The following is a 25,383-nucleotide window of genomic DNA, read 5'->3' as shown; positions in this document are numbered from 1 at the left end:
GGCTGGTTTAGGCAGCCGAATAGAACTTGGACTTCTCCGACTGCGGGATGCGGCTGATGATCCTGAGGATGGCGTGGAGCAGCGGGTGGACGTGGGTCGTGGTACCGCTACCGGAGTCAAGGTTCAGGGCCTTGCCATAGAGCGTGGCATTGTCCTGCACGTTGGTCGCGAACACTTCCTGAACCTTGTAATTCGAGGTTCCATCACCCACGGGAGCCTCACTGAGAACCGTCCGCGAAGCCCAGAGGCCCGGTTGGTACTCGAATGTGATCACAGCGCCTCGGGGAATGCCTGACGGCATGCGGATGGTGTCCCAGGTGGTTACTCCGTCCTGATTGCCCGGGTGGCCAATAACATTGCCCAGGGGAAACATCTCAGAGCCGGGGGCCTTGGAAGGGTCTGCATCGGTGGTGTAAGCGGGGAACACGTCCATCACCTTGGCGTACCGGGAGGAAGCCTTGATGGCGTCGTTCACAGTCTTGAGGGTGCCGGTAACACCGTTCCACAACGTCGCCACAGAGTAAGCACCGGCCGTGCGGGCGTTATCGGTCGACGTGAGGGTCGGCCAGAGGGTCATCCCCACAACGTGGGTCCCTGCCCCGTATCTGGTCTTGACGCGGTCGACGAGGCCGAACTTATCGCCATACCAAGTGGCAGCCGTGGCGTTGTTATCGTTTCGACCAGACTGATCGGCGACACAGGTCCAGATGTCCTTACCGGCGTTGTAGGTCGTCTTGATCGCGTCGATCATGGTCCAGCGCTTGGTGGCTGAGGTGGCCAGCTCCTGCTTGGACTTTGCGCCAGGGACGCCCATGACGAGCGGGATGAGGCTGCCCCAAATGGGGTCTCTCTGGTCGAACCAGCGCCGCCAGACGCCCATGTTCCCGCGATCATCGGCAGATGCTGCGATCTCCTGACGCTCGGCCAGGGAGTCCGCGAGAAGCATCGGAACGGGGCGACCATCCCATCCCTTCGCGAGGACCAGCGCCGGCCCATAGGCGAGCTGCTGAGAGTTCGTAGCGTTGCCGACAGTGTTGTACCAATTGTCGGGGTCCAGAGCCGCAGTGCTGGGGCCATTAGCGGCAGCAAGCGCCTGAACCGAGGCGAGATCACCAGCAGCCCAGAGCTTCTCACCACGGTGCCTCTGGCAGCGATATGCGCCGATGTAGGTGTTCCCTACGGTGCCGTGATAGAACGTCTCAATACCGAAGATGGACCACGCCGGCAGCGAGGTGGGCAGCGTTACCTGACCATAGACTATCCCGGTTGCTGCGGTGACCGAAGCGGTTGCGGCTCCACCGAACAGGATGGGATACTTGGTCCCATTGGGATGAATGAAGTTTGCCCCATCGAGTGGGATGTCAGCGTTCGGTAGGACGGTCTCCTGAGGTGCGAGGCCCCCTTCGGTCAAACCAAAGCCCACGAACGGGATCAGGAAATCGTTGGTTGGATAATCAGGAGACCCGAAATAAAGCCGGGAGCACTGGTAGTTCAGGCCGGTGGCGTAGGTCATGGTGAAGCCGGCCGGCCAGCGGGTACGGGTTGCAGCAGGCATGTAACGGTTGGGGTCAGGGACCCACACGGGATGACCACCGCCCCCCGATGACAGGTAGGTGGACCAGAGTAGACTTCTGCGATTGATCATGCTGACCTCAGTAGGCGCTGACCGAAATGGCGAGCGGCTGGGTCTTCTCGTTGCGCTTCACGAAGACCTTGTTGGTTCCGAGGTTGATGAACGGCCATGCATCGCCGCGCGGGAGGATGTGACCCTTCACCGAGGCAAGAGCAGCGGAGTTCGGAGCGACCGCGATGTAGGCGTCAAAGACGCTCTCGTTCTTGACGATGACCGTGGCTTCAGCCGTGGAGACCGCAGTCCAATCGTCGGTCTCGATGGAGTAATTCTGAGTGGCCATGAGAGTGAATGTCCTTCACGAAAAAAAGGGGAGACCCCTGTTAAGGAGCCTCCCCATATTCACTGGTGGATTGATTAGGACGCAGCGTTGCGGATTTCGACAGCGGCCTGCGGGCGCAGGATGCCGTGACCGACTGCGTACTTGGCGACCATCAGGTGACCCTGACGGCGGATGTCGTAGGCCGACTCCATGCCCATATCGAGCAGCTTGACGGTGCCGACTGCAGACTTGTGCATGACGAGCGCAGAGGTGTTCGCGAAGTTGCCGCGATAGCGCAGACCCGAGCCAGCCTCGACGCCGGTTGCAGCCGACAGGTCGGTGCTCGGCAGGTGGTTCGTCTTGATGATCTGGATGCCGGCGACCTTGAGGATCGAGCCCTCAGCGTAGGAACCCATGCCGCCCCAATCCTTGTTCAGGTTGTTGGTGGCCTTGACAAGGTTGTAGTACTGGGCGGGCTTCACGAAGGCGACACGCTCTTCTTCCGGCACGTCCTTCTCATCGAGCTTCTGGGCAGCGATGAAGAGGGCAGCGGCGAGGTGATCACCGTTCGTGGCGAAGTTCGGCGTGGCCGGCAGACCGGCTTCACCCGTGAGGATGACGGAACCGCCCGGTTCGCCCTGGACCACGTTCGTGGCGCGGGCTGCGAGGACGCCGACCTGAAGCAGGTGCTTGTCCATCGTCTTGGCCAGGAAGCGGCCCATCTCGGTCGAGTAGATCGAGCGCAGGTCGTAGTGCGTCTTGGCCTCGTCGATGTTGGCGATGAAGCCGTGCGAGATCAGCAGATCGTCGATGGTGATGACCGTTTCAGCGGCCTTGAGGTTCAGGCCGGTGATCTCGGTACCCGGAACGTGGTATTCACCGCCGACCTTGCCGGTCGCGGGAAACTGTGCCGACTTGCCCGAGCTGATCGTGCGGGTCATCGTGTGTTCGAGGGCAACATTGGTTTCCTCGAAAGCAGTGAGGACTTCGCCTGCGAACTGCATGAGGAACAGTGCATCCACATCACCAGAGCCGTTGATCTGACCGATGCGGGTAACGTTGGCGTTTGCCATATGAAGTATTTCCTGTGAAGAGTTGGAAGTTGATCAGGCTTCCCGAACTGCTTCACTCGACACGACTAAGTTGTCCCGACGCATCGGGGCTAAGCTTGCTGAGTGGTGTTCTGGGGATTACCTTGGACAGCCGCGTATGAGGCACGCAGCACTGTCGAACTTCTTTCACAGGGAACGGCAATTAACCTTTGAGTCGGTCACCTTGCATCAGTCGGGAACGCCGGCCCCGACTGAAAACCCAAAGAATTTGCGTTTTCGAGCCCGAAATACTACCTAGGGAGGGTTCGTCGCATTGAGGATATTTTGGTGGAAGAGATTGACCTGGGCATTGAGGAAGACACTCCGGACCGGGAAACCATTAGCTTCAAACACTTCCTGGAGAAGACACACGCTGGAATCGAAAAAGTAGTTGGCGGCGTCTGGGAGCCCACAACCGAGAACAGCATTAGAAAGCGGAAGATACTTTACCCCTCGATACGCCTCCATTGCCAAACCTGCGATGGAATGCGGAGTTACCGCGTTGTCTTTAATCCCGCTTCCGGCTGGAGTCAGACGACGATGAATACCCATGCCCACTATCGATGCGGTGATTGTCTCGAAGACAAAAAACAGTACGCCCTTCACGTGGAGATGGAAGACGACGGTAGCGGTAAGATCTTCAAATATGGCGAGTTCCCAACCATGGGAACGCCGGTCCCGAAGCGCGTATTGAAGTTGCTTGGTGACGCAGACGGCAAACTATTCCTGAAAGGTAGGCAGTGCGAGAATCTGGGTTACGGTATCGGGGCCTTCGCCTATTACCGTCGGGTCGTCGAAAACCACCGAAATGACTTGTTCGACGAAATTATCAAAGTTTGCGAGACTGTCGGTGCTTCCGGCGACCTAATCGAAGAATTGAAAGAGGCGAAGAAAGAAATCTCCTTCATGAAGTCCATGGAGAAGATCAAGTCGGGCGTCCCGCAGGGGCTCTTGATAGACGGGCACAATCCTCTGAACGCTTTACATAAGGCGCTTAGCATTAGCTTGCACAACGAGACCGACGACGATTGCTTGGAATACGCTGCTTCCGTCCGTTTAGTGTTGAGCGACTTGGTAGAGCGCATTGCGTCGTTGAGACAGGACAACAAGCAGCTAAGTCAAGCAGTGCAGCGCCTCCTATCCAAGAAGAAGGGATGAGCCAACTTATGCGGCTCACCCCGATTTATTAAAAGAGACCTGGGGATGTCGGAGCTGCCGGGAAATCCTTCCGCTTGACGGAGAGGACAGAGGCGATGCTTTCGAGGACCGACAGGATTTTCGCTGCGATGGCGTCATCCTTCGGGGTCGGCGTGAGCTTGGAGATCAGGACTAGGACAGCCTGCAGCGCAAAGAGCACTGCGAAGATGTCGTCGAGATGAGCCCAAAGCAGCGCCACGATAGAGGCGAGTGCGGTCATTGACGTTCCTTAATAGAGCGAGGACTTGGAGAGTTTGCGCTTGACGTCCTCCCGATAGGCGGGGTCCTTCTTGTAGCGCGGGTCACGCATTGCTGCGGTGAGTTCAGCGGTCGACCGGAAGAACTCGGTGGAGTTGCCGCCAGTCTCGCCGTTCAGCAGTTCCGGTTCTGCGCCGTTCGCTGCTTCGAAGCGAGCCTTCAGGCCCTGCACGGCCATCTTGGCAGCCGTGATATTGCCGCTGTCGACCTGATCGTTGTAGGCCTCGATCTCAGCCGGCGTGAGGTTCGAAGCGGCCCACTCGGTCATCTGCGTGTAGGTGTCTTCACCGCCGACTGCGAGGAGAACTTCGGCGCGGTGGAGCTGGGTCTTTGCTTCCTGGCCGGCGATGAAGTCGTCGACGATTTCCTTCGTCAGACCCTTCTCGGCCAGCTTGGCGTAGCTCTCATCGGACAGCGCACCCTTCTCGGCAAACTCAGTGCCGAAGGCGTCGAAGTCGAGGCCGACAGAAGCAAGCGCATCACGGGCCTCTTCAGCCGGCGCATCGGCAGGCTTCGGGGCCGGCGTTTCGGTGCCGCCCGACTGCTTGCGTTCGAGGGCAGCATAGGCCTCGGCCAGGGCTTCCGGCGTCTGGAACTTCTCGGGAAGCCAGGAGGGACGTTCAGCGGGCGTTTCGGCCGGCTTGTCGACCGTGCCAGACTGGTTCTGGAATTTCTCGACCATGAGAGCGTTATGCTCGTCAGAGCCGGGGACCACGATCTGGTCCTCTTCTTTCACTTCGTTTTCCATGGTTCCTGCTTATTTCGAGACGGGAGCGTTGCGGCGACGGGCGATGCCGAGCGAGATCGCGGAGCCCTTACGGGCGAACCACTGTCCCTCTTCCGGCTGCGGCCCCTGCTTCTCAGGCTTGGGGACAGTGCCCCGAGCGGGGGTCTGAGGCTTTTGCACGGTGTTCGCGTTCGCATCGGCGCGGGACGGAACCTTGGCGACCGGGGCGTTATCCCGAGCGGCTGCGGCCTGACCGATTGCGGAGCCGGCGCTGGCGATGCCCACGGACTTTGCGGGGCGCGGGTAGTCCTGCTTCGGGGCCGGCTTGGCGGGAGCAGACTTCGGCGCGCTGTCGACCGCTGCCTGGGCATCAGTCTTCATCGCCTCGGGGCGTGGGGTCGGTGTCGGGACGGCCTTCGTGGTCTTGGCCATCTCGTCTTTTGTCTTGGTGTGGTAGGACTTACCTCCAAACTTGAAGGTCGTCTTGCCGGCTTTTCGGGCAGCCTTGAAGGCGTCACCAAAGGATGTCATGGGGTGGTCCTTAGAAGTCGAGAGAGACGATGCCGTGATCATGGACCGTCCGCTTGGGACCGGCACGACCGGCAGGGACCTCAGAGGTCAGAGGGGCAACCTTGGTCGCCGCGCTCTCGTCACCCTGAGGCTGGTTGGGCTTGGGCTTGCGCGCCATCTTGCACCTCTGGTTTGAGTTGATCTCGGAGGATGTCCATTCCCTTCGGGCCGAGCTTGTCGAGGAGCTGCTGCAGCATGAGTTGCTGCTGATCCTGCTGGAGCTGAGCGGGCGTCTTGACGAGGCCGTCCATGTCGAGGCCGAGGGCGGTACCGATGCGCATGAGGAAGTCAGCCTTGCTGATCTCAGGCGGGAGTGCGGCAGCCTGCTGTGCGGCTTGACCGAACAGGTTGAGCTTGTTCATGTCGTGCCCACGACCAAGTGCTTCGAGGCCGGTCGTGATGGTCGGTCTAACAACACCCTTAGGCAGCGGCGGAATCTTCTTCTGGCGCTCCATGCGGAACATCAGGACGCGGACGAGCGGGAGCTGAAACTCCTGCGACAGGATCGAGTAGACACCACCGAGGGCATCTTCCAGCTCGCCGGCCATGTACCGGATTTCTTCGGCCGTCACGCGCTCCCCTGCCCGCTGGATTGCGGTATTCAGGAGGAAGGCGAACGACAGGCGCTGCTGGATGGTCTCAATCGTCTTGAAGGCGATCTGGAAGTCCGCGTACTTTTCGAGCTGCAGGACGCTCACGTCTTCGGCGTTACCGGAGCGGACAGCGCCAGACGGTGCCTTGGCGATGTCAGTCATGCGGGTGGTGCCGTTCGGGTTCACGAGGAACAGAACTTTGGCAGCCGCAGCCGAGCCTTCGACGATGGCCTGCTGGAGCGTTTCGAGGGACAGCAGATCGCCGTAGTATTCCTCGACGTAGCCGCGACCGTAGTCTTCGCAGTCGATCTTGGTGAATCGCAGGGCGATCCACGGGCACTTATCCAGCGGATAGGAACCACGAGAGCGGGGCACGGTCATGCCCTTGATCTCTTGACGGATGACCCACTTGTCAGGCGTTCGGACGATGTGGGTGTAGAGTTCGATGGTCTTTTCGTTCGACTTCGACTTCTGCTTGACGGAGTCCTTCATCGACTGAGGGACCATGTCAGGGGAAATATCTTCGCGGGTTATGATCTCGATCACATTGCCCATCGGGTCACGCTTGACCACGTAGCGGTCGAGGCGGAAGACCCGCATGCCTCCCTCGTTCGGGAGGTAGATAAGGACGTTACCAGCAACAAGGAGCTGCTTCAGCGCTTCGAAAGCGGACACACGGATTGCCGTGGTCTCGATCTCCGTCATCAGGGCGCGTTCGATCTTGTTCAGGCCCTTCTCGACCTCGGCTCTCATCCCCTGCCGCTGCGTCAACTGTTCGAGCGTGAAGTCGTCGATCATCAGACGGAAGAAGGGAGAGTTCGGAGGGAGAAGGGCCAGCAGGAGCTTGGAGGCCAGATTGTTCACGCCTCGTGCGCCGATGCCCTGGAACGGGGTCGGCAGAGACGAGGTCTCGGAGTGCCCTGAGGGCGGAAGAAGCGATGGGATAGTCAGCTTGGCGGAAGCCCGCGCTCGTTCAAGGACGGCAGACCTGGCTGTGCTGAGCTGCTGATAACGACCGGAAGCTGTTTGCCCGGTCATTGGGGAACCTTATGCCTGAGGGACGTTGATCCCGGTTGCGCCACCACCGGTGCCTGCATCGAGCGGGATGCGGAGACCGGAACGGCCCTTACGCTTGGCCTTGATGGCGGCGGCTTCTGGGGAAAGTTCGTCGGGCGTCTTCGGGCCAGATTGATTGACGGTGGCCGCAGGCTGAGCAGGCGGCGGGGTCTGAGCGACCGGCTCGACCTTCTGCTCTTTGACTTTGGGTCGTGGGCACATTTATCGGAGAACCTGTTCGTTGATCACCGCCTCATTCTGACGGTGGTATTGTTCGAGGAGGAACCTCACGACATGCCTCTCTCCCCCCTTCCATCTGATCTCATCTAAGGAGGATTTTAATGAGGGTGTCCTCTCAGGGAACTTCTGATCGAGGGCGTCGATGAGGTCTTTGGGGATATGAGGGAAGCGATCTTGGTCTTCGGCCATCGAGTTATCCTTAAGGGAGGGGTAATTGAAAATGGCCCTCGGGGCGGCTTTCACCCCAAGGCTTTGATCGCCTCGACCAGCTCATTGCGGCGGCTGAAGTCGAGGTAGATCGTCGCGGTTCTGGTCTGCAGGACGAGCTGGCCTCCCCTTCGGGAGACCTTCAGGTCGCTGGGCAGGTTTTCGTTCGTGTGGTCCTGCAGATTGCTCACTGGGCCTTCGGAGCTTCCTGAACGGTGGTCGTCGGGACAGCGGCAGTCGGAGCTGCAGGGGCCGGTGTCGGCGCTGCGGCAGGAGCCTGTTCAGCCGGCTTCTCGTCTTCACCGAACAGCCAAGAGGCAATGCCGTACCCGGCAATCGAACCGAGCATGCTGGAGAAGAAGCCGCCACCGCTCGACTGGTTGACCGTGGTCGAGGAGTAGGAATTGTAGCTCGGCCGGCTGTAGCTGTAGGCCGGTCGCGAGTAGCTCGTGGACGGTCGGCTGTAAGAGGTCGAGGGACGGCTGTAGCTCGTCGAGGGGCGCGAGTACGACCGCGAAGAGCTGAACGAGGAGGAGCGGAAAGAGCTGCCACCACGGAAGCCGCCGAAGGAGGCAGCCTCGGCCATGGAAGCGAAGACGAGGGACGCTGAGAGGAGAACGGCGAAGAGGCCGAAGAACTTCTTGATCATAAATTCACCAGTGGATTGAATTGGTTAAACCGACTGCGCGAGAAGTAGCGTCTTGCTGTACAACTCGCGAAGCGTTCCGTTATTGAGGATCGTGTGGTGGAAGAAGTGGCCCGAGAGCTTGCCTTCATATGCACCACCGGCCTCCCGTGAAGGGTCAGCCCGAACGACCCGCACCAGCGTCCCGTCAAGGGAAGCGATGAGATCGTACTCATTGGGGAAGCGGAGGTCGTCGACCACCACATCGATCCCCTTGTCGCGCAGGCCTTCGATCTTGGAAGCTGCTACCTTCGTCCAGAGGTCCTGGTCGATAGCTTCCCTGCCCCAGTCGGTGCCGAGGGTCTGCATGATTTGGCGGGGCGTGACAGTCTTGAAGCCGGGGATTACTGCTTCCTTCAGGTCGCCCTCGATCATGCGTTCGACGGTCACACCATCGAAACCCATCGAGCTGAGCAGACCACGGGCCATGTTCTTCAGGGGGCCGGCGAACTTCACCGAGCGATAGCCATGCCTGACCAAGGTACCGGCGACCTCGGACTTCCCGCTGCCAGCAGCATCGCTGTAGAGGGCGATCAGTTTGCCTTTGGTTGCCACAGGATGGGCTCCTTCTTCTTGAAGTCGTAATCAGATGCCCTGAGGATGCGGGCCACACGGGCCTGCGTCAGTGCATCGGTTTCGGTGAGCGTGGCTTTCTCGAAGGCGGTAAGCACCCTCGCCCAGCCCTCGACCAGATCGAACTCGTCAATCGGGCCAAGGATCGCCTCAGCCTTCTTCGGGCCGATGCCAGGGCAGCCTGAATAGCCGTCCGTCGCGTCGCCCATGAGCGTCTGATAGAGGTGCCAATAGTCGGCCTCCTGCTCGGAGTATTCGACTATCTTGGCCTTGCTGTCGGTGTACCGGCAGAACTTGCCAGGGACGGTCTTCATGTCCTTGTCGATGGAAACGATGATGCGCTCATCGGTCCCCTTCATGGTGGCGAGAATGCCCATGCAGTCGTCACCTTCGAGACCAGGGCGGAAGTAAGCCCCCAGCTCGTCGATCATCCACTCCTTGGTTCTCATCAGGACCAGGGGTTTCTTGATGTTCGCGCGGCTGCCCTTATAGGTGGCCAGGACGGACTTGCGGAAGTTGCCGAGGCTATCGGTCAGGCAAAGCTTGTAGCTGTCGCCTTTCAGATCTTCCATCGTATCGTCGATGATCTGCTTGACCTTCTTCTGCACTTCGAACTCGTCGACGTGCCAAGTCCAGTAGCCGTCGCCCCAGTCAGTGGCCACCTCAAGGGACGAAGCCGCCACATAGGCGACCACGTCCGCGTCAATGAGGAGGGTTCTAGTCATGGAGGATGACGCCCTCCTCCGCTTCGGCTGCCGTCCAGTTGACGTGGCCGACATAGCGGTATTCTTGCGGGTAGAGTTCCCGATAGGCGTCCTCGACCACGTGGTGCGGGGGCCGTTCGTCCCAGATGATCGGGACCAGATCGTCACCGCTTTCGGTGCGACCGAAGGTGACCCAGCGTTTGGTTGACATCAGCGTCTCCTCGCAAAGGTTTGATAGATTTGAAGGATCGACCGATCCATCAGGGTGTTGGCGATGCCCTCGGCAATTGCGCGATAAGCCACACGCTCGCGAGGTTCATCGCGGTTGAACTCATCAATCTCGACCCTCGTCTCGAAGGTCTTGCCGTTGATCTTGAAGACCACTCGGACGTGGTCCTTGAAGTCCAGGACATCGCGGTGCGTATCGAGCGTTACGAACTCGACCTTGGTGTCTGCGATCTGGTGACCGATGATTTCCTTGACGGAATCCCCGGCCTTGTCTTGCAGCTCGCCATAGAGGCGGGCCGCATCGGCAGCGTCGTTCGGCTGTTGGTTGACAGTCATGTGATGGTGGTGGGTCGTGCGCCCACCGACGAACGTGCGGTCGAACATCAGGAGACCAGCCTCGCGATGTCGACGATAATGGCCACGATCATGATGACCGAGAGAAGCTTGGCTTGACCTTCAGTCATGGTTCATCCCCGACAGTGCGTAGTAGTGGGAGAGACCGACCGGCGTGATCATCCACTTGCGGGAATACAGGCCGGCAGCCACGCGGGTCGTGATGAAGCTGTCACTGGCTGCCATAGCAATCAGATCAGCGTTCTCACGGGCGAAGTTGGATTTGGTCTTGAAGGGGTTCTCCAAGGCCTGCTTGAGGATTTCAATCATGGCTCAGTGGGTTTCCTTCCAGTTGTTGCCGATCTTGAACTCGCCATCGATCGGACAACCGAAGGCGAAGAATGCACCTGCCGCGCGCATCGCCTCGACGACGATCTGCCCCACCTCCTCCGCGATGTCGGCGCGGCACTCGGTCTGGATTTCGTCGTGGATGTGAGCCACGAAGGCGTAGTCCCTCCCGAAGATGTAGCCACGGGTGGATAGTTCTTGATAAGCGAAGATCATCGAGACCTTCGAGATCAACGCGCCGGCCGACTGCAGCAGCGTGTTGAGGGCTGCATGAGCTGACCTGATGTGGAGCTGGCGCCCGTCGAGGCCGACTAGAACGCCACCAGCGGAGGCCTTGAACCACCACTGCTTGGCGCTGTCCTGTCGCCATAGATGCTCATATGCGGGGTTGACGCTGAGCGGCCGGGACTTGGGGACGAACCCGAGGACCTTAAGCTCGACGACCTCACGGAGGCGGCGCAGTGCCGGGGTCTTCGCGAGGAACTGCCGCTTGAGCTTCTTGCCGATGCGCTTCTGCTCCTCGGGGGATGCATCAGGCGCGACGATGCTGCCAATCTTCTGGTCGCCTGCCCCATAGAGGAAGGCGTAGATGAACGTCTTGGCATCGTTACGTGTCGGCAGGCCGGCAGCGTTCTGGTTTACGGTGTGGATGTCCCCTTCGAGGACGATGCGCCCGTATTCCCCTCCATCAAAGAGGGCCATGAAATGGGCGAGGCACCGAAGCTCAAGGCCAGATAGATCGGCCCCCACCAGAACCCACCGCGAGGTAGTGCTGAATAGCGCTCGGCATTCCGCACCGAAAGGACTGCCCACACGCGGGACCTGAGCGACGTTCGGGTTGCTATGGGTGCACCGGCCGGTGACAGCACCGTTGGTGTTGACGGAACCATGGATGCGCCCTTTCCTGACGAGCTTGAGCCACGCCTGATCGCCCTCGGCCAACTGGCCAATGCGTTTCTCGACGAGGAAGTGTTCGGCCAGCACCTTCGCTTCCGCGTAGGGCAGCGCCTGGAGGATTGTTTCGTCGATCTTAGGTTGACCGGAAGGGGTGAACTCCTGCGGCACCCAGCCCATGGCTTGCAGGCGATCTGCAATCATCTGGCGGGATGATGGGTTGAACTCGACCATCCACTTCTTGGTGAATGGCTCACCCTTCACGTAGCCGCGCTGCTTGTTGTTCACCTTGGGGATGAACACCTCGGTCTTCTCGACCGGGGGAAAGGCAGCCTTCAGGTCCTGGGCAATCTCCAGCCTGCGGGTGACAAGCTGGCCATAGAGCTTGACGGCTTCCTCCTCGTTAAAGGCGAAGCCGTGGCGCTCCTGCATGGCGATGATCTTGCAGAACTCATGCTCGATCCAAAGGGCCTTCTTGGCGGGGTCCTTCTTCTTGATGCGGGCGTAGAACTGGGCAGTGACTTCAACGTCCTGCTCGCAGTAAGTCTGCATTTCAGGGGACCAGTAGTGCCAGTCGGTGGTCTCACCGAACTCCCCCTTCAAGACGCCGAGGCGGTAGCCCCAGGCCTTAAGGGAGTGGGAGCCGACCAGCTTTCCTGGGTAGCCCTTGCGCACCTGCTTCAGATCGTGGTCGGCGATGTCGGACCAGATCAAGCGGGAGCAGACCAAGGTGTCGATGATCAAGCCCTTCGGCTCGAACCATGGGAACACCTTCTGCAATGCCGGGATGTCGAACTTGATGATGTTGTGACCGATGATGACATCGGCGTTCATCAGGGCATGTAACGCTTCCTCGACGGTCCAGTCGGTGATGATCGTGGGATCATCCGAGCCGTATTCGTTCGGGGTTGCGGAGATCGTGAAGCCACTGCTGGGGTCACGCATGACCAACGAGTGGACCCTGGTGAGGGTGTCCAGAAGCCCGTCAGTCTCGCAGTCGAAGATGTATGTGGAAGGCGCAGGCGCGTCGACTGACGACCCGTCTGGCCAGTGCCAATTGAAGTCCATGTTGTCCTCTCGCCGGAGTAACTATTCACAGGTGGATTGGTTTGGTTAAAAGGGGGCGGTCTCGTCCTTGAAGTCAGAGCCGGTCTCGTCCCCAAACTCGATGCTGGTTTCGTAGAGCATGCCGGTCTCGCGCTCGTAGCCGAGGTAGATAGCCTCGCCTGTGGCTTGGCCGGTGTAGCGGTCCTTCAGTACACGGAAGGTTGTCACCGCACGGAGACGCTCATCCTCGTGCTGCTGATCACGTTCGAGGCCAAACATGTAGTGGCACCAGAAGCCGATGGCTCGGCTGCCCTTGAAGTGTCTGATCATTACGCGACCACCCTCTTCGTGAGGTTTGCCCTCGGGGGTGGCGAGGTGGGACACGAGGTGGATGATGATGCCCAGTTCCTTCGCCAGGGCAGCCATCTCGGCCATGATCTGTTCAAGGGCTTTGCGCTCGTCATCCTCGGCAGCCGCAAGGGCCGTAAGGTGGTCGATGTAGAAGACCTTCACACCCTCGCTGTGGGCGAGGTAACGGATGGTCTCTCGGATGACGCTCCACTCAGTCGCTCCGAAGCTGTCGTAGAAGAACAGCATGTCTTGATCGAGCTTATCGAGCGCCTCGTCCAGTTCGGCATCAGTCCACCCATCGTCGGGGATATGGAACCGACGCTTGGCGAACTTGCCGGCCAATCGCTTGGCTGTCTCGGTCGGCATCTGTTCGAGGAAGAACACGCCAACCTTTTGTCCCAGCTCGGTGACATCGAAGGTGATCTGCTGGGTGAGGAAGTCGGTCTTGCCGATACCGGTACCCGCGCCGAAGGCGTAGACTTCCCCGAAGCGGCGACCGTAGGTCAGCTTGGTCAGGCGTTCACAGAACCACCGAAGGCCCATCTCGATAGGCCGGCGAGCGGCTTCCTTGATGTCCTTGAAGGATACCACCCCATCTGGGCGATAGGTCTGAGCCTGCCAGATCGCAGTGATGATCTCGTCCCCCTTGCCGGCCATGAGCAGGGCGTTGGGGTCTTTGTCCGGTAGCCGGGCTATCTTACACTTGCCGGGAGGGAAGAGAGCAGCACACGCGGCTGCGGCTTCTCGCCCGGGTTCATCCATGTCGAACATGAGGACGACTTCCTCGAAGGTGGTGAGCCATTCGAGTGCTGCCGACAAGGCCTTCTTTGCGGACTGCGCGCCATTCTGGATGGACACGACAGGCCACTTATTGCCCTGCACTTGGCTGACCGACATCGCGTCGATCTCACCTTCGGTGATGACGACCTTACGGCCTCCACCACTCCACAGGTTCTGGCCGAAGAGGAGCGCCGGCTTCATGTTGCCGGTGACCGTGAAGGTCTTGTCGGCAAAGCGTATCTTCTGCGCCGTGAGGTTTCCCTCATCGTCATAGTAGGGTGCGATGTGGACGAGTTGGTCCTTGAAGTGGCCGATCCGGTAGCCAAACTTGCGGCAGGTTTCTTCGGTGATGCCGCGCTTTGAAAGGGCACGGTATTCCCCGCCCGAGATAAGGTCTCGCGACATCTTTGATTTCCTTGAAGGTTGGGGGTCGGAGCCATCTCCCGGCTCGTAATAGTCACAGCCGAAGCAGTGGCCGTGGCCGTCCGAGTAGCGACCAAGGTTGTCCCTTGAGCCGCACTTCGGGCATGGCTCCTTGCGAACGAAGGAGCTTTCTGACTGCATAGGTTAGAGGCGCTCCGACCTTTCGAAGGAAACCCCGACTGCGATCCAAAAGAACGCGGCAACGGAACCAGCGAGCGGGCCGAAGGCAACGAAGGCCGCGCCGGTAGACGATGCTACGAGGATGGCGAGCAAGCCGAGACCGGCGATGGACAAAAAGTCGAGAAGGAAATGGAGGGCGGCTTTCATGCTGCCACCTTGCGCTCACGCACACCGGCAACAGTGAGGAGACCGTTGGCCACGCGAATGACCACGGCAAAGAATGCCTGTTTCATGGGGATACCTTCACGAGGTTTTCAGAGGGGACACAGAGGCCATTGCGGTAGTACTTGCGCTTGAGGCGCACCCGCTTCTCCGTGAATGCTTCGATCTCGAAGGGGCCAGACAGCCCGCCCGAAACGCCAGAGCCGTGGACGACGAGATCGCCCACAGCCAGTTCCTTTCCGAGGAAGTCCTTCATGCTTCCACCTCGACGAAGATGGGCTTTACGCCATAGCGGTTCGAACCGGTGGGGATGCCACGGGCAGCCTCACGCTCAGTTGTCCAGACCTTGAAGCGGCGGGTGCCGCTCTTCGGGGAGTTGGTTGCGTAATCCCAAGCGAGATAGCCGAGGAGCTTCTTCTCCATCACCAAATCCTCCCAGCTTTCCGCAGGGCGTACTCGGCGTAAACCTTGCCGTTGACATCGGTCTTGATCGTCGAGGTGACCTTGTGGCCAGCCTTCTTGATTTCGAGGATGCGGGCTGCGAGGCGTTCGACGCCGAACAACTGGCGAGCCACCAGCGGGGTGATCGAGTTGCCGGCGAGAAGGTGTTTGACCAGCCGGCCGCACTGGCTACCGGACTGGAAGACGATGGTCTTGACCTTCGGAGTTGCCTTCTTGACAGCCTCCACGGGGTCGACCTTGACCAGCGTGAGGTCAGCAGTCGGCACGAACTGACTGCCAGGAATGCCGGCGACGGAGACGATTGCGTAGCTGTCATCGACGGACAGGACGGAACCGTTCTTCTCGGCATAGTCGCTATCGTAGTAGAAGCCAGGATAGGCGCGCTGATCGAGGGCAGCCATCTGGACCGTATCGCCGGCCTTGAAGGGGTTGATCAGTTCCAGGCTCGAAGCCTTCGACCAGCGGCCGAAGTTCTTCTTGGTGTGCCCTGCGCAATCATGTGCGAGGCCCGTGCGGTTCTCGAACTCGACGGCCAGCGACTTGCCGTTCTGGTGGATGTGGACGATGCGACCATTGCCGTAGTCCGGGTGGTCTTTGTGGCGAACATGAGCGCCGACAACGATGTGGTAGTTCATGTGATCTCTCGGATGTTGAGGTCGTAAAAACGAAAAGACCCCCACGGAGGGAACCGTGAGGGCCATTGGAGGTCAGCTTAAGGGAGGGGTAATCAGCCTGGGAGGCGGATGACCTGACCGACCTTCAGCTTCGCCGGGTTGACGTGCGGGTTGACCTTGAGGATTGCCTCGACGGTCGTGCCGTACTTCTTCGCCAGACTGAAAATCGTGGGCGTGGCACTGGTGATCTCGACCGCTCGGGCGTCCGGTTCAGCCGGAACATGCGAGGTATCGAAGACGCCGGTCTCGTTGATCCATTTGCGGACATCGAACGATGGGCAGTCCTTCTTCACACCAGGGAAATCCCGATGTCCCTGAATGGTGATGCCGGGGTACTTGGTCTTCAGCTCGCGCAGCTTGATTGCGAGCGTGGCGAACTGGGCAGGCGTGAAGTTGTTCTGCGCCTTCATGTTCGCATCGACACCGCCGACGAGGCAGATGCCGATTGAATTGGAATTGTGGTTCTCAACGTGAGCGCCGACCACATTCTCGGGCCGGCCGAGTTCCACCGTGCCATCGCGGCGGATGACGAAGTGGTAGCCGATATCGATCCAGCCCTTCTCTCGATGCCACTGGCGGATTTCCTTCGCGCCGATGTCCATCTTGGGCTGAGTGGCCGAGCAATGCACGACGAGGTAGGAGGTCACCTTGCGAGGTGTGAACATGCTACTCATCGATCCATTCCTGGGGGATGATCTTCGCCGCGAACTTGAAGCCGTGCTTCAGGCACCAGTCGGCGTAGGTTGTCTGTGAAGTCTTGGAGATGCGGGCTTTGGGGTTCGAGAAGACGAACCGGATGTCCAGCTCGGGGTGCTGCGTCTTGACCAGCAGATGTTTCTGTCGGTCCTCGGTGACGAAGCGCCCCTTGGTCTCGATGAAGATACCGTTCGGGAGCTGGAAGTCTGGGGTGTATTTGGCCTTCCGTTCCGGCTTGGTGTAGGGGATGACGACCTCTTCGTAGCGCGGGTTGATGCCCTGCGCCCGAAGCTGGTCGCCCACCTTGTCCTCAAGACCGGAGCGGAAGCCTTCTCGAATACCCACCGCGCGCAGTCCTGCTGCGGATGTGCGGTAGGTCATGTGATCCTTAGAACGGAATGTCGTCGTCGATGGTCTTGGACGAGGTGTCCTCGCCGCTCTCGTCACCGAAGCCGCTTTCGTTCTCCTCGGTCGCCGGCTCCTCGTATTCGTAGCCATCTTCAGCGCCGAAGCCGTAGCTCGATGCGGAGCGCTGACCACCGGAGACGAGGTCGATGATCTGGACAGCCTTCAGCTTGAGCTTCAGGCCGGCCGCGCCGGTACCTGGGATGAAGTAAGGCTGGCATTCGAACGAGACCTTGGCCTCGGTGCCAGACCAGATCTCCGGTACCTTGGTCATCGGCTTGCCCTTGGCGTCGAAGATCGCGGGCTTGGCTGCCCACTTCGTCTTGTCCTTGCGCTCGCCGCTTGCCGCCATCGCGAACTTGAACTCGATGTAGCCGGTCGGCTGCTCGGTTTCCTGATCGTAGAGGGTCGTGAAGAGGTCGTTCTCGGTGACCTTGCCGAGCTTCTTGCGGGTCTCGACCTTGAGTTCCTTGAACTTGGCTGCGGCCTCGGCCATCGCTTCCTGATAGTGCGGCATCAGGGCGGCGATGAAGGCCTTGGTTGCCGGTGCGTCAGCTTCGAGCACCAGCTTGGTGGAGTACTCGCCGTTCGGCTTCGGGTAGTCCTTCGTGCCGTAGTCGATCTTGTCGATCTTCGGGAACTTCAGGGGACCGCGAGGGGAGTTGAGCGACGGGTTCTTCTTGCGTTCTGCCATAGAGAAAGTCCTGCTGTGGGAAATGAAAAAGCCCCCTCACCGGCAAGGCGAAGGGGCCGACAAACATCCACGGGTGGATGCGATTGATTAAAGCTTGGTCGTCTTGACCGGGGGGATGACCGGCAGTTCACGGCTGGCTTCGTAGGTGGCCTTGAAGACGTGGTAGGTACCACCGTGTTCCTTGGCCAGACGGAGCGCCTCAGCCTCGGCCCCGATGTCCGTGACGTGGACCTTAGGGTTGGTGCCCGGGAGGTAGCGAGCGCCTTCCAGCTTGGCCACGATGAAGCGACCGGACTGGATGGTCGGGACGGCTGCCTTCACGGCTTCGACTGGGTCAGTGTGGACCAGCTCGAACGAGGACTTGGTGTAGCTGCCGGTGAGACCAACCAGCTTGAGCGATGAGCCGACAGCGGAAACCGTGTAGATTTCACCATGCTTGACGTCGCGCCAATTCGCGCCAGTGCGGCGAACCAGATCGCCTACCTGAATTTCACGTGGCCCAGCTACGAGATAATCCTCATGGGTCTTGATCAGGTTGTCGAACGGACCGCCCGTGAAGTTGACCATGTACCAGCCATTGGCCAGCACTTCCTTGACCGACCCCTTGCGGCCATCCATGCCACGGGCACCGTAGCCAACGATGGCCTTGTAGGTCACCTTGTCACCGACCTTGAACTTGGTCGGCTTGGTGGCAGCGGCCGGCACTTCGAGCGGGTAGATCGCGATCAGTTCATCGCGGAGACGCTTGGCGTCTTCAGGGTGGAGGGTTTGGGTCGAGCCGCCGACCCCCATGTTCAGATATTCCGACACGTTCATGGTGCCGAGGAAGATTTCGACCGAACGGTTGCTGTTGTGCGGGAAGGAGCGCGTCGTGAATTTTACAGAGCGAAGTGCCATGTTGTGTTTTCTCTCAGATGTCGAGGGCTGATGATCAGCGGGTGGAGCGGACGTATTCGAGGAGGGTGATGGGCACCCATTCGAGTTCCGATATTCGTTTGAAGTACTGATGGACGTAGCCTCGGCCCGAGCGAGCCGGGACCATGGTTCTTCCGAACTCCCCGGAACGCGGGATTTTGAAGGTGACCTTGCCGATGCGGGAGTGGGTCATCACATCTTCCCCTGCGGGCAGTTGCGTTCGGCCTGCCGCTCCAGTGAAGGCAGCGGGTGTTCAGGCAGATCGTGGTTGATGGAGTTACCGAGCTGGACGTAGGGCTTGTCGGAGACCGAGACCTTGATGAACGCCCGCTTGCCGCTCTCGACGTTGAGCGACACCCGGTGGATGTTCGTCTGGTCGAGGCGATAGAGGTGGTTCACCTTGGCGTGTTCAAGTCGGTCGCCCTTCGAGCGCAGCGGGTGCCGAGCCATCCAGTCGAACTGGTCCATCGACGACTGGTGATCAGGCTCAGTTCCGAAGGGCTCATCCGTGATGAAGAACTCGGTCGGGTTCCTGTCAGCCCAGATGTAGTTCAGGTCGTCCGTCAGGAAGCCATCGCTGTGCCACCCAGGGCGATTGCCGGGTGCATCCGGTGTGACATGCGTGATCTTGACCGAGAGATAGACGTAGCTTTCGGTCCAGCGCCTGCCCTTTGGGTTGATCGTGTCATCATCGATCACATCGTCCATGACTGCATCGACAATGCGCTCGTACTTCTTCAGGTTGGCCGGGAGCTTCGGCATGAACTGTCCCGGCATCTTGATCGGGAGGTAGAGCCAGAACATCATTTCCGATGTGTCCAGTTCCATGCAGCCCAGGTCGACCGGAGCTGCGCCGTAGATGGCTGGAGTGAGTTTGGCCATGTCGCCGCTCCTCAGATCGAGAGCTTGAAGTGGAAGCGACGGAGGGCAGCCACGTCGTAGCCGTCTTCGCGCAGCTCCTGGCCGTGTTGGAAAGAGATTTCGCGACCCTGGTTCCAGAGTTGGATGGCGCGACCGAGCGCGCTCTGAGCCTTGTGGGCGTCGGAGTTGTTCATGTGATGAGACCTGCTGTTTGAGCTATTTGCTTAAGGGAGGGGTAATGGGTCAGGCTTCGGTCAACTGACCTGCAGCGAAGCGGTATCCGCGAGGGGTTTCATCGTGGAATTGAACAGCCTGCTCGTATGCCTCAGCGAACGCTTCCTTGAGATCACCGAGGTAGTCCAAGAGATCGACATGCATCATTGGCTCGATCTCGAAGCGGACTTCACCGGTCTCGATCTTGCAGCGGAGGCGTTTGATTGGATGGTTCATTTGAAGTGTCCTGCTGGATGGCCCGCTCGGGGCGCGCTACTGGGTTTGCTTAAGGGAGGGGTAATCCCCCTCAGAGGGATCACCGATGATTTCAATTCACTCGTGGATGCGTTCAGGCAAAGAAAAACGGGCTGTCCAGTACCTGCTGGAGGTCGAGGTTGCCCTTGGCTGGGAGATCGGGAAGTTTCTCCCCGGTCTGTGCCTCCAGTTCCTCCTTAAACCGGGTCAACGCATCCACCTGTGAGTACATCAGGACAAACTCCTCCCTAAGATACCGAGCCAGAGCCCAGGCATTGCCTGCGTGGGTGCCGTAGCTGTCATGGATCATCGAGAAGGAGTTGATCCCCTCGCGCTTGCTGCGCCCGATGGTCTTCATCAGGTGCGAGGCGTCGAGCGAGTGGACCCAGTTCGGGCTGATGCCAGACGCCTGCCGGCGACTGTCGATCTTACCGACCCCATGCTGGTACCTGATCTGAAGACGCTGCGAGTTGAACGTGGTGTCCACCCGCTTCATGTTCGGAACACGATAGGCTTGCTGCACGAGGAAGCCTACAGGCGTCGACCAGTTGATCGGCAGGCCTTCCTTCGAGGCCACCTGAGAGGCTGCCTGAAGCCAATCCATGGCCTCGCGAGCCTTGACCACAACCTCACCGACCGAGTCCCAGATCAGACCGCCCATGTACTGAGCTGCCTTGTAGCCGAAGTCGATGGCCTTTCCGTCATCGCCCTGGCTGACGAAGGGGTAGTTCTCGGGTTCCTTCGTGCGCCATTCCTTGATGGTGTCCTCGTCGACCTGAGACACGAAGCCGAAGCGACGTGCCCCATAGGCGAGCGTCATGACCGGGCGCTTGGTGACCTTGCGTCCCATCTTCGGCAGCCAGCCAGAGGCCATCTCAGCGACGGTGCAGACCACCTTCTCGTACTCCTCACCACTGTCGGTCTTGCCCTTGATCATCACCATGTCGGGGCTGTTGAGATCGCGAGCGAGCTGTTCGCAGACGATATCGCAGACCTTCTGGTAGATGTCCTGCGGCTCTTCTGCCGGGATGAGGTTCACCGCTGCGCCACCGACCTCGTCGAGCAGCATCGCGGAGAAATTCTGCAGGCCATTGCAGGTGCCATCCATCTGGATCGGAAGGCAGGACATGTAGCCGTAGCCTTCGCGCTTCAGGCCAGCCCACTCAAAGCAGAACGCGAGGAACTGCCACTTCTTCTCACCCTTGTCCGCGTCCATCCAGAAGCGGTTGTCATAGGGGTTCTCGGCCGAGGCGATGATATGCTCCTCATTCCGCAACACCCACTGCACACGCTCCTCCATGTCGACCTTGTCGTAACCCCAGCAGCCGGCACCGTGGATCGCCAGCCACTCGGCCGCTTCCTGATCGTGGATCGGAACAGCGTTCGAGAAGGTGAGCAGACCACGCTGCAGATCGTTGCCCTGAGGGGTCAGATAGAGGGGCAGCGGATAGGCACGACCACGCCAGTCGAGGGTGTGGGGGTAGAAGAACGCCTCCTCATCCTTGAACTTCTCGGCCACCCCGAGGGTACGCAGGAAGCTGGCCCGACGACCTGAGATCGCGGCGTTCTCGACGTGCGTCCGATGGGTCTCGGCCTTCCACGCCTTGAACTCTTCGAGCTGCTCCTCGGTCATGTCCTCGACAGCCATCTTCTCCTTGCCATCGGGCAGCCAGTGGGGCCGCACCGGTATCGGCAGCTTGTCGGCCTGAGGAAGACCAGCAACGCCAGCGCCGGTCTCATAGAGGGTGCGGACCACGTCGAGGACCTGGGTGTTGATCGCCCAGGCTGTGTCCTGCAACGCGTTGATCGCCTCGTAGACCTCCGAGAGATCACGGTTGGCCAGCTCTTCGAGGTACTGCTGGTTATGCGTCTTGACCAGCTTCAGGCGACGGAAGGCCGTGTAATAGCCGCCGTCGAAGGGCGAGGTCCACGGCTTGGGCGGGACGATGGTGGGCATGTAGATCGGGAACAGGTGTTCGAGCCTGCTGTTCTCGGTCTCCATCCACCGCATCGTCGCTTCATTGGCAGTGAGCAATTCGAGGGTGCCGAAGCGCGCCGACTGGACCACCTCGCGCTCGATCAGGCCGGTGGACTGAATGAAGATGTCGACCAGCTTTAGACCAACGAGAATGCGGTCCTTCTCGCTCCACTCCTCCAGCTCCACGCCGAGCAAACGTGCAGGGTACAGCAGATGCGACCACTTGCGCCTGTCGAGGGACTCCTTCTGGGCCTTCCTCAGGAACTTCTTGTGGGCCTTGGGCATCTCCTCTTCGAACTTGCGGCTGTTGAACTCGTTCTCCAGCATCGAGCCGATGGCGAGTGAGGTCTTCGTGAGGTTGGATTTGCGGGTGACCTCGTCGAGGATCACGCGGGCTGTGATGTTGGCGACCGTGTCGACATCGAGCTTGTCGATGAAGGCCACTGCCGTGTGGCGACGACCAGCAGCTCCGCTCTTCGCTTCAGCGAGGAAGCCGGCGATAGCTGCCACGACTTTCTCATGAGCTTCACTCACCAACCGGTTGACCGCCAAGGTCCCGGTCATCTGCCCCTTATCGGAAGCCTTCTCGACGCTCTTTCTGAACCTTTGGATACCGGAGGTTCTCATCTCCTGTTCCAGTTCAAGCTGACGTTCAAAGAGGGGGTTTTCAAGGATGGAATTATCGATGGTCATTCTGAGGTCCTCGTCTCTGCGTGGGCCAAAGGCTCCCTTCCGGTCTCCTCTAAGGGGCCGGTTTTTGGGGCTTTGCTTAAGTGAGGGGTAATCGACGTGACGCGGCTGCCTGAGGGGCCGGTGGAGGCCCTAAGGGAGGGGTAATTCTCCCCGCCGTGACACACGAATGTGGCATGCAATCACAGGTGAATTGATAAGTAACCACCGGTGAATACATTTTCATTGAAAGAAAGCCCCAGTTTCCCGGGGCTAACTTACTATATGAAGGGGGAAGTATTTACGGGTGACTAGGATGTAGAGGCACAACCTAAATCTGGCGTGTCTACCAATTTCACCATACCCGCGTTCACAAAACCGCATGCCTATGCCTGCGCATGAGGCCTTCCGGAGCGCGGCGTCTCTATATCACCCGATTTGGCCGAGGCAAAGGAAAAATGAACGGTCAATGACGGCGATCTGCGCTTCAGAAGCCGCCCTGCCAAGAAGTGCCGCCGGATCAGTAAAGCGGCTCGTCGTAAACCGGCTTGCCGTCAACGAGAAGGCTGCGAATCTGCGGGCTTCCATCAGGCGAAACCCGCACTGATATAGCGACATTGCCGTCATTGCGGGCCTCCTCGATCGGCTTGCCCTCGCCTTCCGGAACGTAATAGCGCTCGATGCCGTATTCGACACGGATGCTGTCGCCCGCGGCAAGTCCGCCGCTGTAGAATGGCTGGCTGCGCAGGATCACGGTCTCCGGCTGCGGCGACAGTTCATGAAAGGACGATTCGATCACCGTCCAGAAACCGTCCTCCTGCTTCTTCAACCGAACCCATAATACGCGTTCGCCGGGCTCGGCCGGAATGCCACCGGAAACCGTCTGCACCGGCACCGAAGAAATGTCGTAGTTCAAGACGACGTAATCGCCGCGCAGGAAATCGCGCGGGTCGACGGGCGCCGTCTTCAGCAGCACCTCGGCGCCATTGCTGAGGATAGACGCCCGGCTCTGGATGATCGTGCCGAGGATAAGGGTCTGCAGACCGGCGACGATGATCGCCGAAAAGAGATAACCCCTACCTGATTGCAGCCTTGCCATGAACGAGCTCATGCGCGCTCCCCCTGTCCATTCGCCGACTGTGCATTCGCCGAAAAACGCCGCTCGAGACGGATGACGATCCACGCGACAAGTGCCACCACGAGACCGGAGAACAGGAAGAGGCTCGACGTACCGAGGATCGAGCCGACGGTGACGGAGGCAAGATACAGCATCTCGGCGGCAAAGGTGGTGTAGGCGAGATAACGCACCGCGCCGTTATTCCTGCCATGCAGGGCGATTGCCAGCACGGAAGCGGCAAGCGTCGCCACGCCAAGCACCACCAGCCGCCAGCCGTCCTCGATCTCGATATGCAGCAGCAGGAAGCCGATCGCGGCGACAAGGAAGCTGTAGAAGGCCGGGGCCGCACCGGCGCTCCTGACCAGGGAGGCGATCCGCGGGAGCGGCAACGCCGTCAGGACGAAGGCCACCATGCCGCCGATCGCGAAGGCGAGCGCCACGGCGATCTCCTCATAGAGAGTATAGAGCCAGGCGAGCCAGCCGATCAAAAGCAGATAGGCCAGATGGCGGGCCCGCTCGGCGCCGGTATACCGCACCAGGGCGATTGTGATCGCCGCCATGATGGGCACCATCCAGGGATCGAAGCCTATCCAATGCGTGTCGTTATTCTGCAGGTAGACGGCGAACGACGCCCAGGAGAGGAAGCCGGCGACGATGGTCACGGCGCCCGAACGGAACAGGATTGCCGAGATCGTCGCGATGGCGAACCAGAGATACATCACCGTCTGCTCGTCGCCGGAGAGATGATACATCTGCCCGACAAGTGAGATGGCGCCGCCGAAACTCATCGCGCCGATGACCAGCAAGCCGCTTGCGGCCGCTGTCGAACCGCGGGCAAGCATCCGGGCGGCGGCGATGTGCACCACCCAGATCAGCGCGAGGATGCCGCCGACGCGGACAAGGCGCGGGATGGCCTCCCAGTTGGAGGCGACGACCAGCAGGATGGCAGCGGCAAGCAGCACCGCCGCCAGCGCCATCAGCACCCTGCCGAGGCTGAAACTTGCCGGGCGGCTGTCATATTCGGCGAGAAGTGCGCTTGCCGTTTCCTGACCGAGCAGGCCCTTGCCCACCCAGAGGGAGAGATCCCGCTCCAATCTGCCGCGATACATGCTCCACCCCTTATTTCCGCGACGCCGACTGCGGCACTGCGGCTCTCGCCGTTATAGACGCAGCAGAGGTGTTCGCAAACGCTCCTGCGGCAAATATACAAGTTCCTCATTGGTCTAACTTGTATCGAGTGTTAACCGGCCGCTAACGTCAGAAGCGCTAATATAGACATATGAACGGAGAGGCATGCGCATTACGCATACCACTCATGAATTTATTGCACTGCAAAATAATCATTAGTCATACTATTTGTTTGAGGTATCGAAGCACGGGGATGGCGCCCCGGCCCGGCATCAGCCGGACGCCCGCGGATGCTTGTCCGTGACGAGATTCGCAGCTGCGCACTCCTCCTCCCAGCGCGCTGCGATAGGCTGGCAACACTCCTCCTCCCAGTTGCCAGTCACCATAACACGCCCGCCGGATCCTCCCCCGGCGGGCGTTTTTGTTGAGCGACAGCCCGATTAAAGCATTGACGGTCCGGGGCTTTCCCTCGCATGGCGCCGTCGCGCCACATTATCGCCACACCGCCCCACCGAGCCTGCAGACAAATGGGCGGCTTCCAATTTGAAGCGAAACACTTCTTTGCTCCGGCTGGGCGGGCGGCTTCACCGGAGAGCGCGGCGTTTTTCGACAACGGCACGCCATTGGTCGCTCTCAACCGGATTGCTTCCCCAAGAGTCATTCTGCCTATTCGTTGACCAAAAAACGGTAAGTCTGCGTCAAATACCCCTGGAGCATTGCGTATGCCGCATAGGTGATTTGAAAACTTGGCTGTTTTAGTCTTTTGCGCCGCAACAT

General features: G+C 59.7%; 34 protein-coding genes. 1 reads left to right on the top strand and 33 read right to left on the bottom strand.

Annotated features, from left to right (window positions below):
* Nucleotides 1–7 precede the first annotated feature (7 nt).
* The 3 genes from EEQ99_RS24120 to EEQ99_RS24110 form a co-directional block, all read right to left on the bottom strand.
* Complete coding sequence (locus EEQ99_RS24120) at nucleotides 8–1,645, bottom strand: hypothetical protein (RefSeq protein WP_127431197.1); 1,638 nt, start codon at nucleotides 1,643–1,645, stop codon at nucleotides 8–10.
* 7 nt (nucleotides 1,646–1,652) lie between these two features.
* Nucleotides 1,653–1,913, bottom strand: a complete 261-nt coding sequence (locus EEQ99_RS24115; RefSeq protein ID WP_127431196.1) for a hypothetical protein — start codon at nucleotides 1,911–1,913, stop codon at nucleotides 1,653–1,655.
* A 74-nt stretch (nucleotides 1,914–1,987) separates the two neighbouring features.
* Nucleotides 1,988–2,965, bottom strand: coding sequence for a phage capsid protein (locus EEQ99_RS24110; RefSeq protein ID WP_127431195.1), 978 nt, complete (start codon nucleotides 2,963–2,965; stop codon nucleotides 1,988–1,990).
* Between the two features lie 306 nt (nucleotides 2,966–3,271).
* Between EEQ99_RS24110 and EEQ99_RS24105 the strand changes: the two genes are divergently transcribed.
* A complete protein-coding gene (locus EEQ99_RS24105) occupies nucleotides 3,272–4,141 on the top strand; it encodes a hypothetical protein (protein ID WP_127431194.1) in 870 nt (289 codons plus the stop codon).
* 28 nt (nucleotides 4,142–4,169) lie between these two features.
* Here the strand turns inward: EEQ99_RS24105 and EEQ99_RS24100 are convergent, their stop codons facing one another.
* The 30 genes from EEQ99_RS24100 to EEQ99_RS23975 all read right to left on the bottom strand — a co-directional run bounded on the left by EEQ99_RS24100 (nucleotide 4,170) and on the right by EEQ99_RS23975 (nucleotide 24,587).
* Entirely contained in the window at nucleotides 4,170–4,400 is a 231-nt protein-coding gene (locus EEQ99_RS24100) for a hypothetical protein (protein ID WP_127431193.1), read from the bottom strand.
* 9 nt (nucleotides 4,401–4,409) lie between these two features.
* A complete protein-coding gene (locus EEQ99_RS24095; RefSeq protein ID WP_164735963.1) occupies nucleotides 4,410–5,174 on the bottom strand; it encodes a capsid assembly protein in 765 nt (254 codons plus the stop codon).
* Between the two features lie 21 nt (nucleotides 5,175–5,195).
* Nucleotides 5,196–5,696, bottom strand: coding sequence for a hypothetical protein (locus EEQ99_RS24090; protein ID WP_127431191.1), 501 nt, complete (start codon nucleotides 5,694–5,696; stop codon nucleotides 5,196–5,198).
* Nucleotides 5,697–5,815: 119 nt separating this feature from the next.
* Entirely contained in the window at nucleotides 5,816–7,366 is a 1,551-nt protein-coding gene (locus EEQ99_RS24085) for a portal protein (protein ID WP_127431190.1), read from the bottom strand.
* A 9-nt stretch (nucleotides 7,367–7,375) separates the two neighbouring features.
* On the bottom strand, nucleotides 7,376–7,606 hold the full coding sequence (locus EEQ99_RS24080; RefSeq protein ID WP_127431189.1) for a hypothetical protein: 231 nt from the start codon (nucleotides 7,604–7,606) through the stop codon (nucleotides 7,376–7,378).
* A complete protein-coding gene (locus EEQ99_RS24075) occupies nucleotides 7,607–7,813 on the bottom strand; it encodes a hypothetical protein (protein WP_127431188.1) in 207 nt (68 codons plus the stop codon). It lies immediately after the preceding gene.
* Nucleotides 7,814–7,863: 50 nt separating this feature from the next.
* Entirely contained in the window at nucleotides 7,864–8,022 is a 159-nt protein-coding gene (locus EEQ99_RS34725) for a hypothetical protein (RefSeq protein WP_164735962.1), read from the bottom strand.
* Complete coding sequence (locus tag EEQ99_RS24070) at nucleotides 8,019–8,480, bottom strand: hypothetical protein (protein WP_127431187.1); 462 nt, start codon at nucleotides 8,478–8,480, stop codon at nucleotides 8,019–8,021. Before EEQ99_RS24070 ends, EEQ99_RS34725 begins: the two co-directional genes overlap by 4 nt.
* A 24-nt stretch (nucleotides 8,481–8,504) precedes the next feature.
* A complete protein-coding gene (locus EEQ99_RS24065; RefSeq protein ID WP_210212247.1) occupies nucleotides 8,505–9,071 on the bottom strand; it encodes a deoxynucleotide monophosphate kinase family protein in 567 nt (188 codons plus the stop codon).
* Nucleotides 9,050–9,814 (bottom strand): hypothetical protein, encoded by a 765-nt coding sequence (locus EEQ99_RS24060; RefSeq protein ID WP_127431186.1) that lies wholly within the window; start codon nucleotides 9,812–9,814, stop codon nucleotides 9,050–9,052. Before EEQ99_RS24060 ends, EEQ99_RS24065 begins: the two co-directional genes overlap by 22 nt.
* Nucleotides 9,807–10,004, bottom strand: coding sequence for a hypothetical protein (locus tag EEQ99_RS24055; protein ID WP_127431185.1), 198 nt, complete (start codon nucleotides 10,002–10,004; stop codon nucleotides 9,807–9,809). The genes EEQ99_RS24060 and EEQ99_RS24055 overlap by 8 nt, the downstream gene beginning before the upstream one ends.
* Nucleotides 10,004–10,405, bottom strand: a complete 402-nt coding sequence (locus EEQ99_RS24050) for a hypothetical protein (RefSeq protein ID WP_127431184.1) — start codon at nucleotides 10,403–10,405, stop codon at nucleotides 10,004–10,006. The genes EEQ99_RS24055 and EEQ99_RS24050 overlap by 1 nt, the downstream gene beginning before the upstream one ends.
* Nucleotides 10,406–10,477: 72 nt before the next feature.
* On the bottom strand, nucleotides 10,478–10,684 hold the full coding sequence (locus tag EEQ99_RS24045) for a hypothetical protein (protein WP_127431183.1): 207 nt from the start codon (nucleotides 10,682–10,684) through the stop codon (nucleotides 10,478–10,480).
* Between the two features lie 3 nt (nucleotides 10,685–10,687).
* Entirely contained in the window at nucleotides 10,688–12,664 is a 1,977-nt protein-coding gene (locus EEQ99_RS24040) for a DNA polymerase (RefSeq protein WP_210212246.1), read from the bottom strand.
* A 45-nt stretch (nucleotides 12,665–12,709) separates the two neighbouring features.
* Nucleotides 12,710–14,179: a DnaB-like helicase C-terminal domain-containing protein gene (locus EEQ99_RS24035; protein WP_210212245.1), complete on the bottom strand. Its 1,470-nt coding sequence runs from the start codon at nucleotides 14,177–14,179 to the stop codon at nucleotides 12,710–12,712.
* Nucleotides 14,180–14,341: 162 nt separating this feature from the next.
* Nucleotides 14,342–14,524 (bottom strand): hypothetical protein, encoded by a 183-nt coding sequence (locus tag EEQ99_RS24030; RefSeq protein ID WP_127431181.1) that lies wholly within the window; start codon nucleotides 14,522–14,524, stop codon nucleotides 14,342–14,344.
* A gap of 82 nt (nucleotides 14,525–14,606) precedes the next feature.
* Entirely contained in the window at nucleotides 14,607–14,795 is a 189-nt protein-coding gene (locus tag EEQ99_RS24025) for a hypothetical protein (protein WP_127431180.1), read from the bottom strand.
* On the bottom strand, nucleotides 14,792–14,962 hold the full coding sequence (locus EEQ99_RS34720) for a hypothetical protein (protein WP_164735961.1): 171 nt from the start codon (nucleotides 14,960–14,962) through the stop codon (nucleotides 14,792–14,794). The genes EEQ99_RS24025 and EEQ99_RS34720 overlap by 4 nt, the downstream gene beginning before the upstream one ends.
* Nucleotides 14,962–15,636, bottom strand: coding sequence for a helix-turn-helix domain-containing protein (locus tag EEQ99_RS24020; protein WP_164735960.1), 675 nt, complete (start codon nucleotides 15,634–15,636; stop codon nucleotides 14,962–14,964). The genes EEQ99_RS34720 and EEQ99_RS24020 overlap by 1 nt, the downstream gene beginning before the upstream one ends.
* A gap of 92 nt (nucleotides 15,637–15,728) precedes the next feature.
* Nucleotides 15,729–16,349 carry an N-acetylmuramoyl-L-alanine amidase gene (locus tag EEQ99_RS24015; RefSeq protein ID WP_127431178.1) on the bottom strand — a complete coding sequence of 207 codons (621 nt, stop codon included), beginning with the start codon at nucleotides 16,347–16,349 and terminating at the stop codon, nucleotides 15,729–15,731.
* Nucleotides 16,342–16,752 (bottom strand): endodeoxyribonuclease, encoded by a 411-nt coding sequence (locus tag EEQ99_RS24010; RefSeq protein ID WP_127431177.1) that lies wholly within the window; start codon nucleotides 16,750–16,752, stop codon nucleotides 16,342–16,344. Before EEQ99_RS24010 ends, EEQ99_RS24015 begins: the two co-directional genes overlap by 8 nt.
* Nucleotides 16,753–16,759: 7 nt before the next feature.
* A complete protein-coding gene (locus EEQ99_RS24005; RefSeq protein ID WP_127431176.1) occupies nucleotides 16,760–17,470 on the bottom strand; it encodes an ssDNA-binding protein in 711 nt (236 codons plus the stop codon).
* An 87-nt stretch (nucleotides 17,471–17,557) separates the two neighbouring features.
* Nucleotides 17,558–18,367: a hypothetical protein gene (locus EEQ99_RS24000; protein WP_127431175.1), complete on the bottom strand. Its 810-nt coding sequence runs from the start codon at nucleotides 18,365–18,367 to the stop codon at nucleotides 17,558–17,560.
* Nucleotides 18,368–18,401: 34 nt separating this feature from the next.
* On the bottom strand, nucleotides 18,402–18,578 hold the full coding sequence (locus EEQ99_RS34715) for a hypothetical protein (RefSeq protein ID WP_164735959.1): 177 nt from the start codon (nucleotides 18,576–18,578) through the stop codon (nucleotides 18,402–18,404).
* Nucleotides 18,578–19,267 carry a hypothetical protein gene (locus tag EEQ99_RS23995; protein ID WP_127431174.1) on the bottom strand — a complete coding sequence of 230 codons (690 nt, stop codon included), beginning with the start codon at nucleotides 19,265–19,267 and terminating at the stop codon, nucleotides 18,578–18,580. Before EEQ99_RS23995 ends, EEQ99_RS34715 begins: the two co-directional genes overlap by 1 nt.
* 11 nt (nucleotides 19,268–19,278) lie before the next feature.
* Entirely contained in the window at nucleotides 19,279–19,440 is a 162-nt protein-coding gene (locus EEQ99_RS34710; RefSeq protein WP_164735958.1) for a hypothetical protein, read from the bottom strand.
* Nucleotides 19,441–19,489: 49 nt separating this feature from the next.
* Nucleotides 19,490–19,696: a hypothetical protein gene (locus EEQ99_RS23990; RefSeq protein ID WP_127431173.1), complete on the bottom strand. Its 207-nt coding sequence runs from the start codon at nucleotides 19,694–19,696 to the stop codon at nucleotides 19,490–19,492.
* A 112-nt stretch (nucleotides 19,697–19,808) separates the two neighbouring features.
* A complete protein-coding gene (locus EEQ99_RS23985) occupies nucleotides 19,809–22,385 on the bottom strand; it encodes a DNA-directed RNA polymerase (RefSeq protein WP_127431172.1) in 2,577 nt (858 codons plus the stop codon).
* Nucleotides 22,386–22,881: 496 nt separating this feature from the next.
* Nucleotides 22,882–23,472 carry a GDYXXLXY domain-containing protein gene (locus tag EEQ99_RS23980; RefSeq protein WP_047615681.1) on the bottom strand — a complete coding sequence of 197 codons (591 nt, stop codon included), beginning with the start codon at nucleotides 23,470–23,472 and terminating at the stop codon, nucleotides 22,882–22,884.
* Nucleotides 23,469–24,587, bottom strand: coding sequence for a DUF2157 domain-containing protein (locus EEQ99_RS23975; protein ID WP_097543845.1), 1,119 nt, complete (start codon nucleotides 24,585–24,587; stop codon nucleotides 23,469–23,471). Before EEQ99_RS23975 ends, EEQ99_RS23980 begins: the two co-directional genes overlap by 4 nt.
* Nucleotides 24,588–25,383 lie beyond the last annotated feature (796 nt).

Origin of the sequence: Rhizobium anhuiense (genome assembly GCF_003985145.1) — a bacterium.
Taxonomy (GTDB): domain Bacteria; phylum Pseudomonadota; class Alphaproteobacteria; order Rhizobiales; family Rhizobiaceae; genus Rhizobium; species Rhizobium anhuiense.
Note: the sequence above shows the minus strand (reverse complement) of the source record. Positions and strands in the feature narration are given on the sequence as shown.

What these genes read in the sequence shown, in the direction of transcription:
- EEQ99_RS23995 (WP_127431174.1), bottom strand. Translation starts at nt 19,267, where the DNA reads ATGGCCAAACTCACTCCAGCCATCTACGGCGCAGCTCCGGTCGACCTG.
- EEQ99_RS24080 (WP_127431189.1), bottom strand. Translation starts at nt 7,606, where the DNA reads ATGTGCCCACGACCCAAAGTCAAAGAGCAGAAGGTCGAGCCGGTCGCT.
- EEQ99_RS34710 (WP_164735958.1), bottom strand. Translation starts at nt 19,440, where the DNA reads ATGAACAACTCCGACGCCCACAAGGCTCAGAGCGCGCTCGGTCGCGCC.
- EEQ99_RS24015 (WP_127431178.1), bottom strand. Translation starts at nt 16,349, where the DNA reads ATGAGTAGCATGTTCACACCTCGCAAGGTGACCTCCTACCTCGTCGTG.
- EEQ99_RS24040 (WP_210212246.1), bottom strand. Translation starts at nt 12,664, where the DNA reads ATGGACTTCAATTGGCACTGGCCAGACGGGTCGTCAGTCGACGCGCCT.
- EEQ99_RS24045 (WP_127431183.1), bottom strand. Translation starts at nt 10,684, where the DNA reads ATGATTGAAATCCTCAAGCAGGCCTTGGAGAACCCCTTCAAGACCAAA.
- EEQ99_RS24115 (WP_127431196.1), bottom strand. Translation starts at nt 1,913, where the DNA reads ATGGCCACTCAGAATTACTCCATCGAGACCGACGATTGGACTGCGGTC.
- EEQ99_RS24050 (WP_127431184.1), bottom strand. Translation starts at nt 10,405, where the DNA reads ATGTTCGACCGCACGTTCGTCGGTGGGCGCACGACCCACCACCATCAC.
- EEQ99_RS23980 (WP_047615681.1), bottom strand. Translation starts at nt 23,472, where the DNA reads ATGAGCTCGTTCATGGCAAGGCTGCAATCAGGTAGGGGTTATCTCTTT.
- EEQ99_RS23975 (WP_097543845.1), bottom strand. Translation starts at nt 24,587, where the DNA reads ATGTATCGCGGCAGATTGGAGCGGGATCTCTCCCTCTGGGTGGGCAAG.
- EEQ99_RS24000 (WP_127431175.1), bottom strand. Translation starts at nt 18,367, where the DNA reads ATGGCACTTCGCTCTGTAAAATTCACGACGCGCTCCTTCCCGCACAAC.
- EEQ99_RS24075 (WP_127431188.1), bottom strand. Translation starts at nt 7,813, where the DNA reads ATGGCCGAAGACCAAGATCGCTTCCCTCATATCCCCAAAGACCTCATC.
- EEQ99_RS24070 (WP_127431187.1), bottom strand. Translation starts at nt 8,480, where the DNA reads ATGATCAAGAAGTTCTTCGGCCTCTTCGCCGTTCTCCTCTCAGCGTCC.
- EEQ99_RS24110 (WP_127431195.1), bottom strand. Translation starts at nt 2,965, where the DNA reads ATGGCAAACGCCAACGTTACCCGCATCGGTCAGATCAACGGCTCTGGT.
- EEQ99_RS23985 (WP_127431172.1), bottom strand. Translation starts at nt 22,385, where the DNA reads ATGACCATCGATAATTCCATCCTTGAAAACCCCCTCTTTGAACGTCAG.
- EEQ99_RS24005 (WP_127431176.1), bottom strand. Translation starts at nt 17,470, where the DNA reads ATGGCAGAACGCAAGAAGAACCCGTCGCTCAACTCCCCTCGCGGTCCC.
- EEQ99_RS24055 (WP_127431185.1), bottom strand. Translation starts at nt 10,004, where the DNA reads ATGTCAACCAAACGCTGGGTCACCTTCGGTCGCACCGAAAGCGGTGAC.
- EEQ99_RS24010 (WP_127431177.1), bottom strand. Translation starts at nt 16,752, where the DNA reads ATGACCTACCGCACATCCGCAGCAGGACTGCGCGCGGTGGGTATTCGA.
- EEQ99_RS34715 (WP_164735959.1), bottom strand. Translation starts at nt 18,578, where the DNA reads ATGACCCACTCCCGCATCGGCAAGGTCACCTTCAAAATCCCGCGTTCC.
- EEQ99_RS24060 (WP_127431186.1), bottom strand. Translation starts at nt 9,814, where the DNA reads ATGACTAGAACCCTCCTCATTGACGCGGACGTGGTCGCCTATGTGGCG.
- EEQ99_RS24120 (WP_127431197.1), bottom strand. Translation starts at nt 1,645, where the DNA reads ATGATCAATCGCAGAAGTCTACTCTGGTCCACCTACCTGTCATCGGGG.
- EEQ99_RS24085 (WP_127431190.1), bottom strand. Translation starts at nt 7,366, where the DNA reads ATGACCGGGCAAACAGCTTCCGGTCGTTATCAGCAGCTCAGCACAGCC.
- EEQ99_RS24025 (WP_127431180.1), bottom strand. Translation starts at nt 14,795, where the DNA reads ATGAAGGACTTCCTCGGAAAGGAACTGGCTGTGGGCGATCTCGTCGTC.
- EEQ99_RS24035 (WP_210212245.1), bottom strand. Translation starts at nt 14,179, where the DNA reads ATGTCGCGAGACCTTATCTCGGGCGGGGAATACCGTGCCCTTTCAAAG.
- EEQ99_RS24090 (WP_127431191.1), bottom strand. Translation starts at nt 5,696, where the DNA reads ATGACATCCTTTGGTGACGCCTTCAAGGCTGCCCGAAAAGCCGGCAAG.
- EEQ99_RS23990 (WP_127431173.1), bottom strand. Translation starts at nt 19,696, where the DNA reads ATGAACCATCCAATCAAACGCCTCCGCTGCAAGATCGAGACCGGTGAA.
- EEQ99_RS24020 (WP_164735960.1), bottom strand. Translation starts at nt 15,636, where the DNA reads ATGAACTACCACATCGTTGTCGGCGCTCATGTTCGCCACAAAGACCAC.
- EEQ99_RS34720 (WP_164735961.1), bottom strand. Translation starts at nt 14,962, where the DNA reads ATGGAGAAGAAGCTCCTCGGCTATCTCGCTTGGGATTACGCAACCAAC.
- EEQ99_RS24100 (WP_127431193.1), bottom strand. Translation starts at nt 4,400, where the DNA reads ATGACCGCACTCGCCTCTATCGTGGCGCTGCTTTGGGCTCATCTCGAC.
- EEQ99_RS24030 (WP_127431181.1), bottom strand. Translation starts at nt 14,524, where the DNA reads ATGAAAGCCGCCCTCCATTTCCTTCTCGACTTTTTGTCCATCGCCGGT.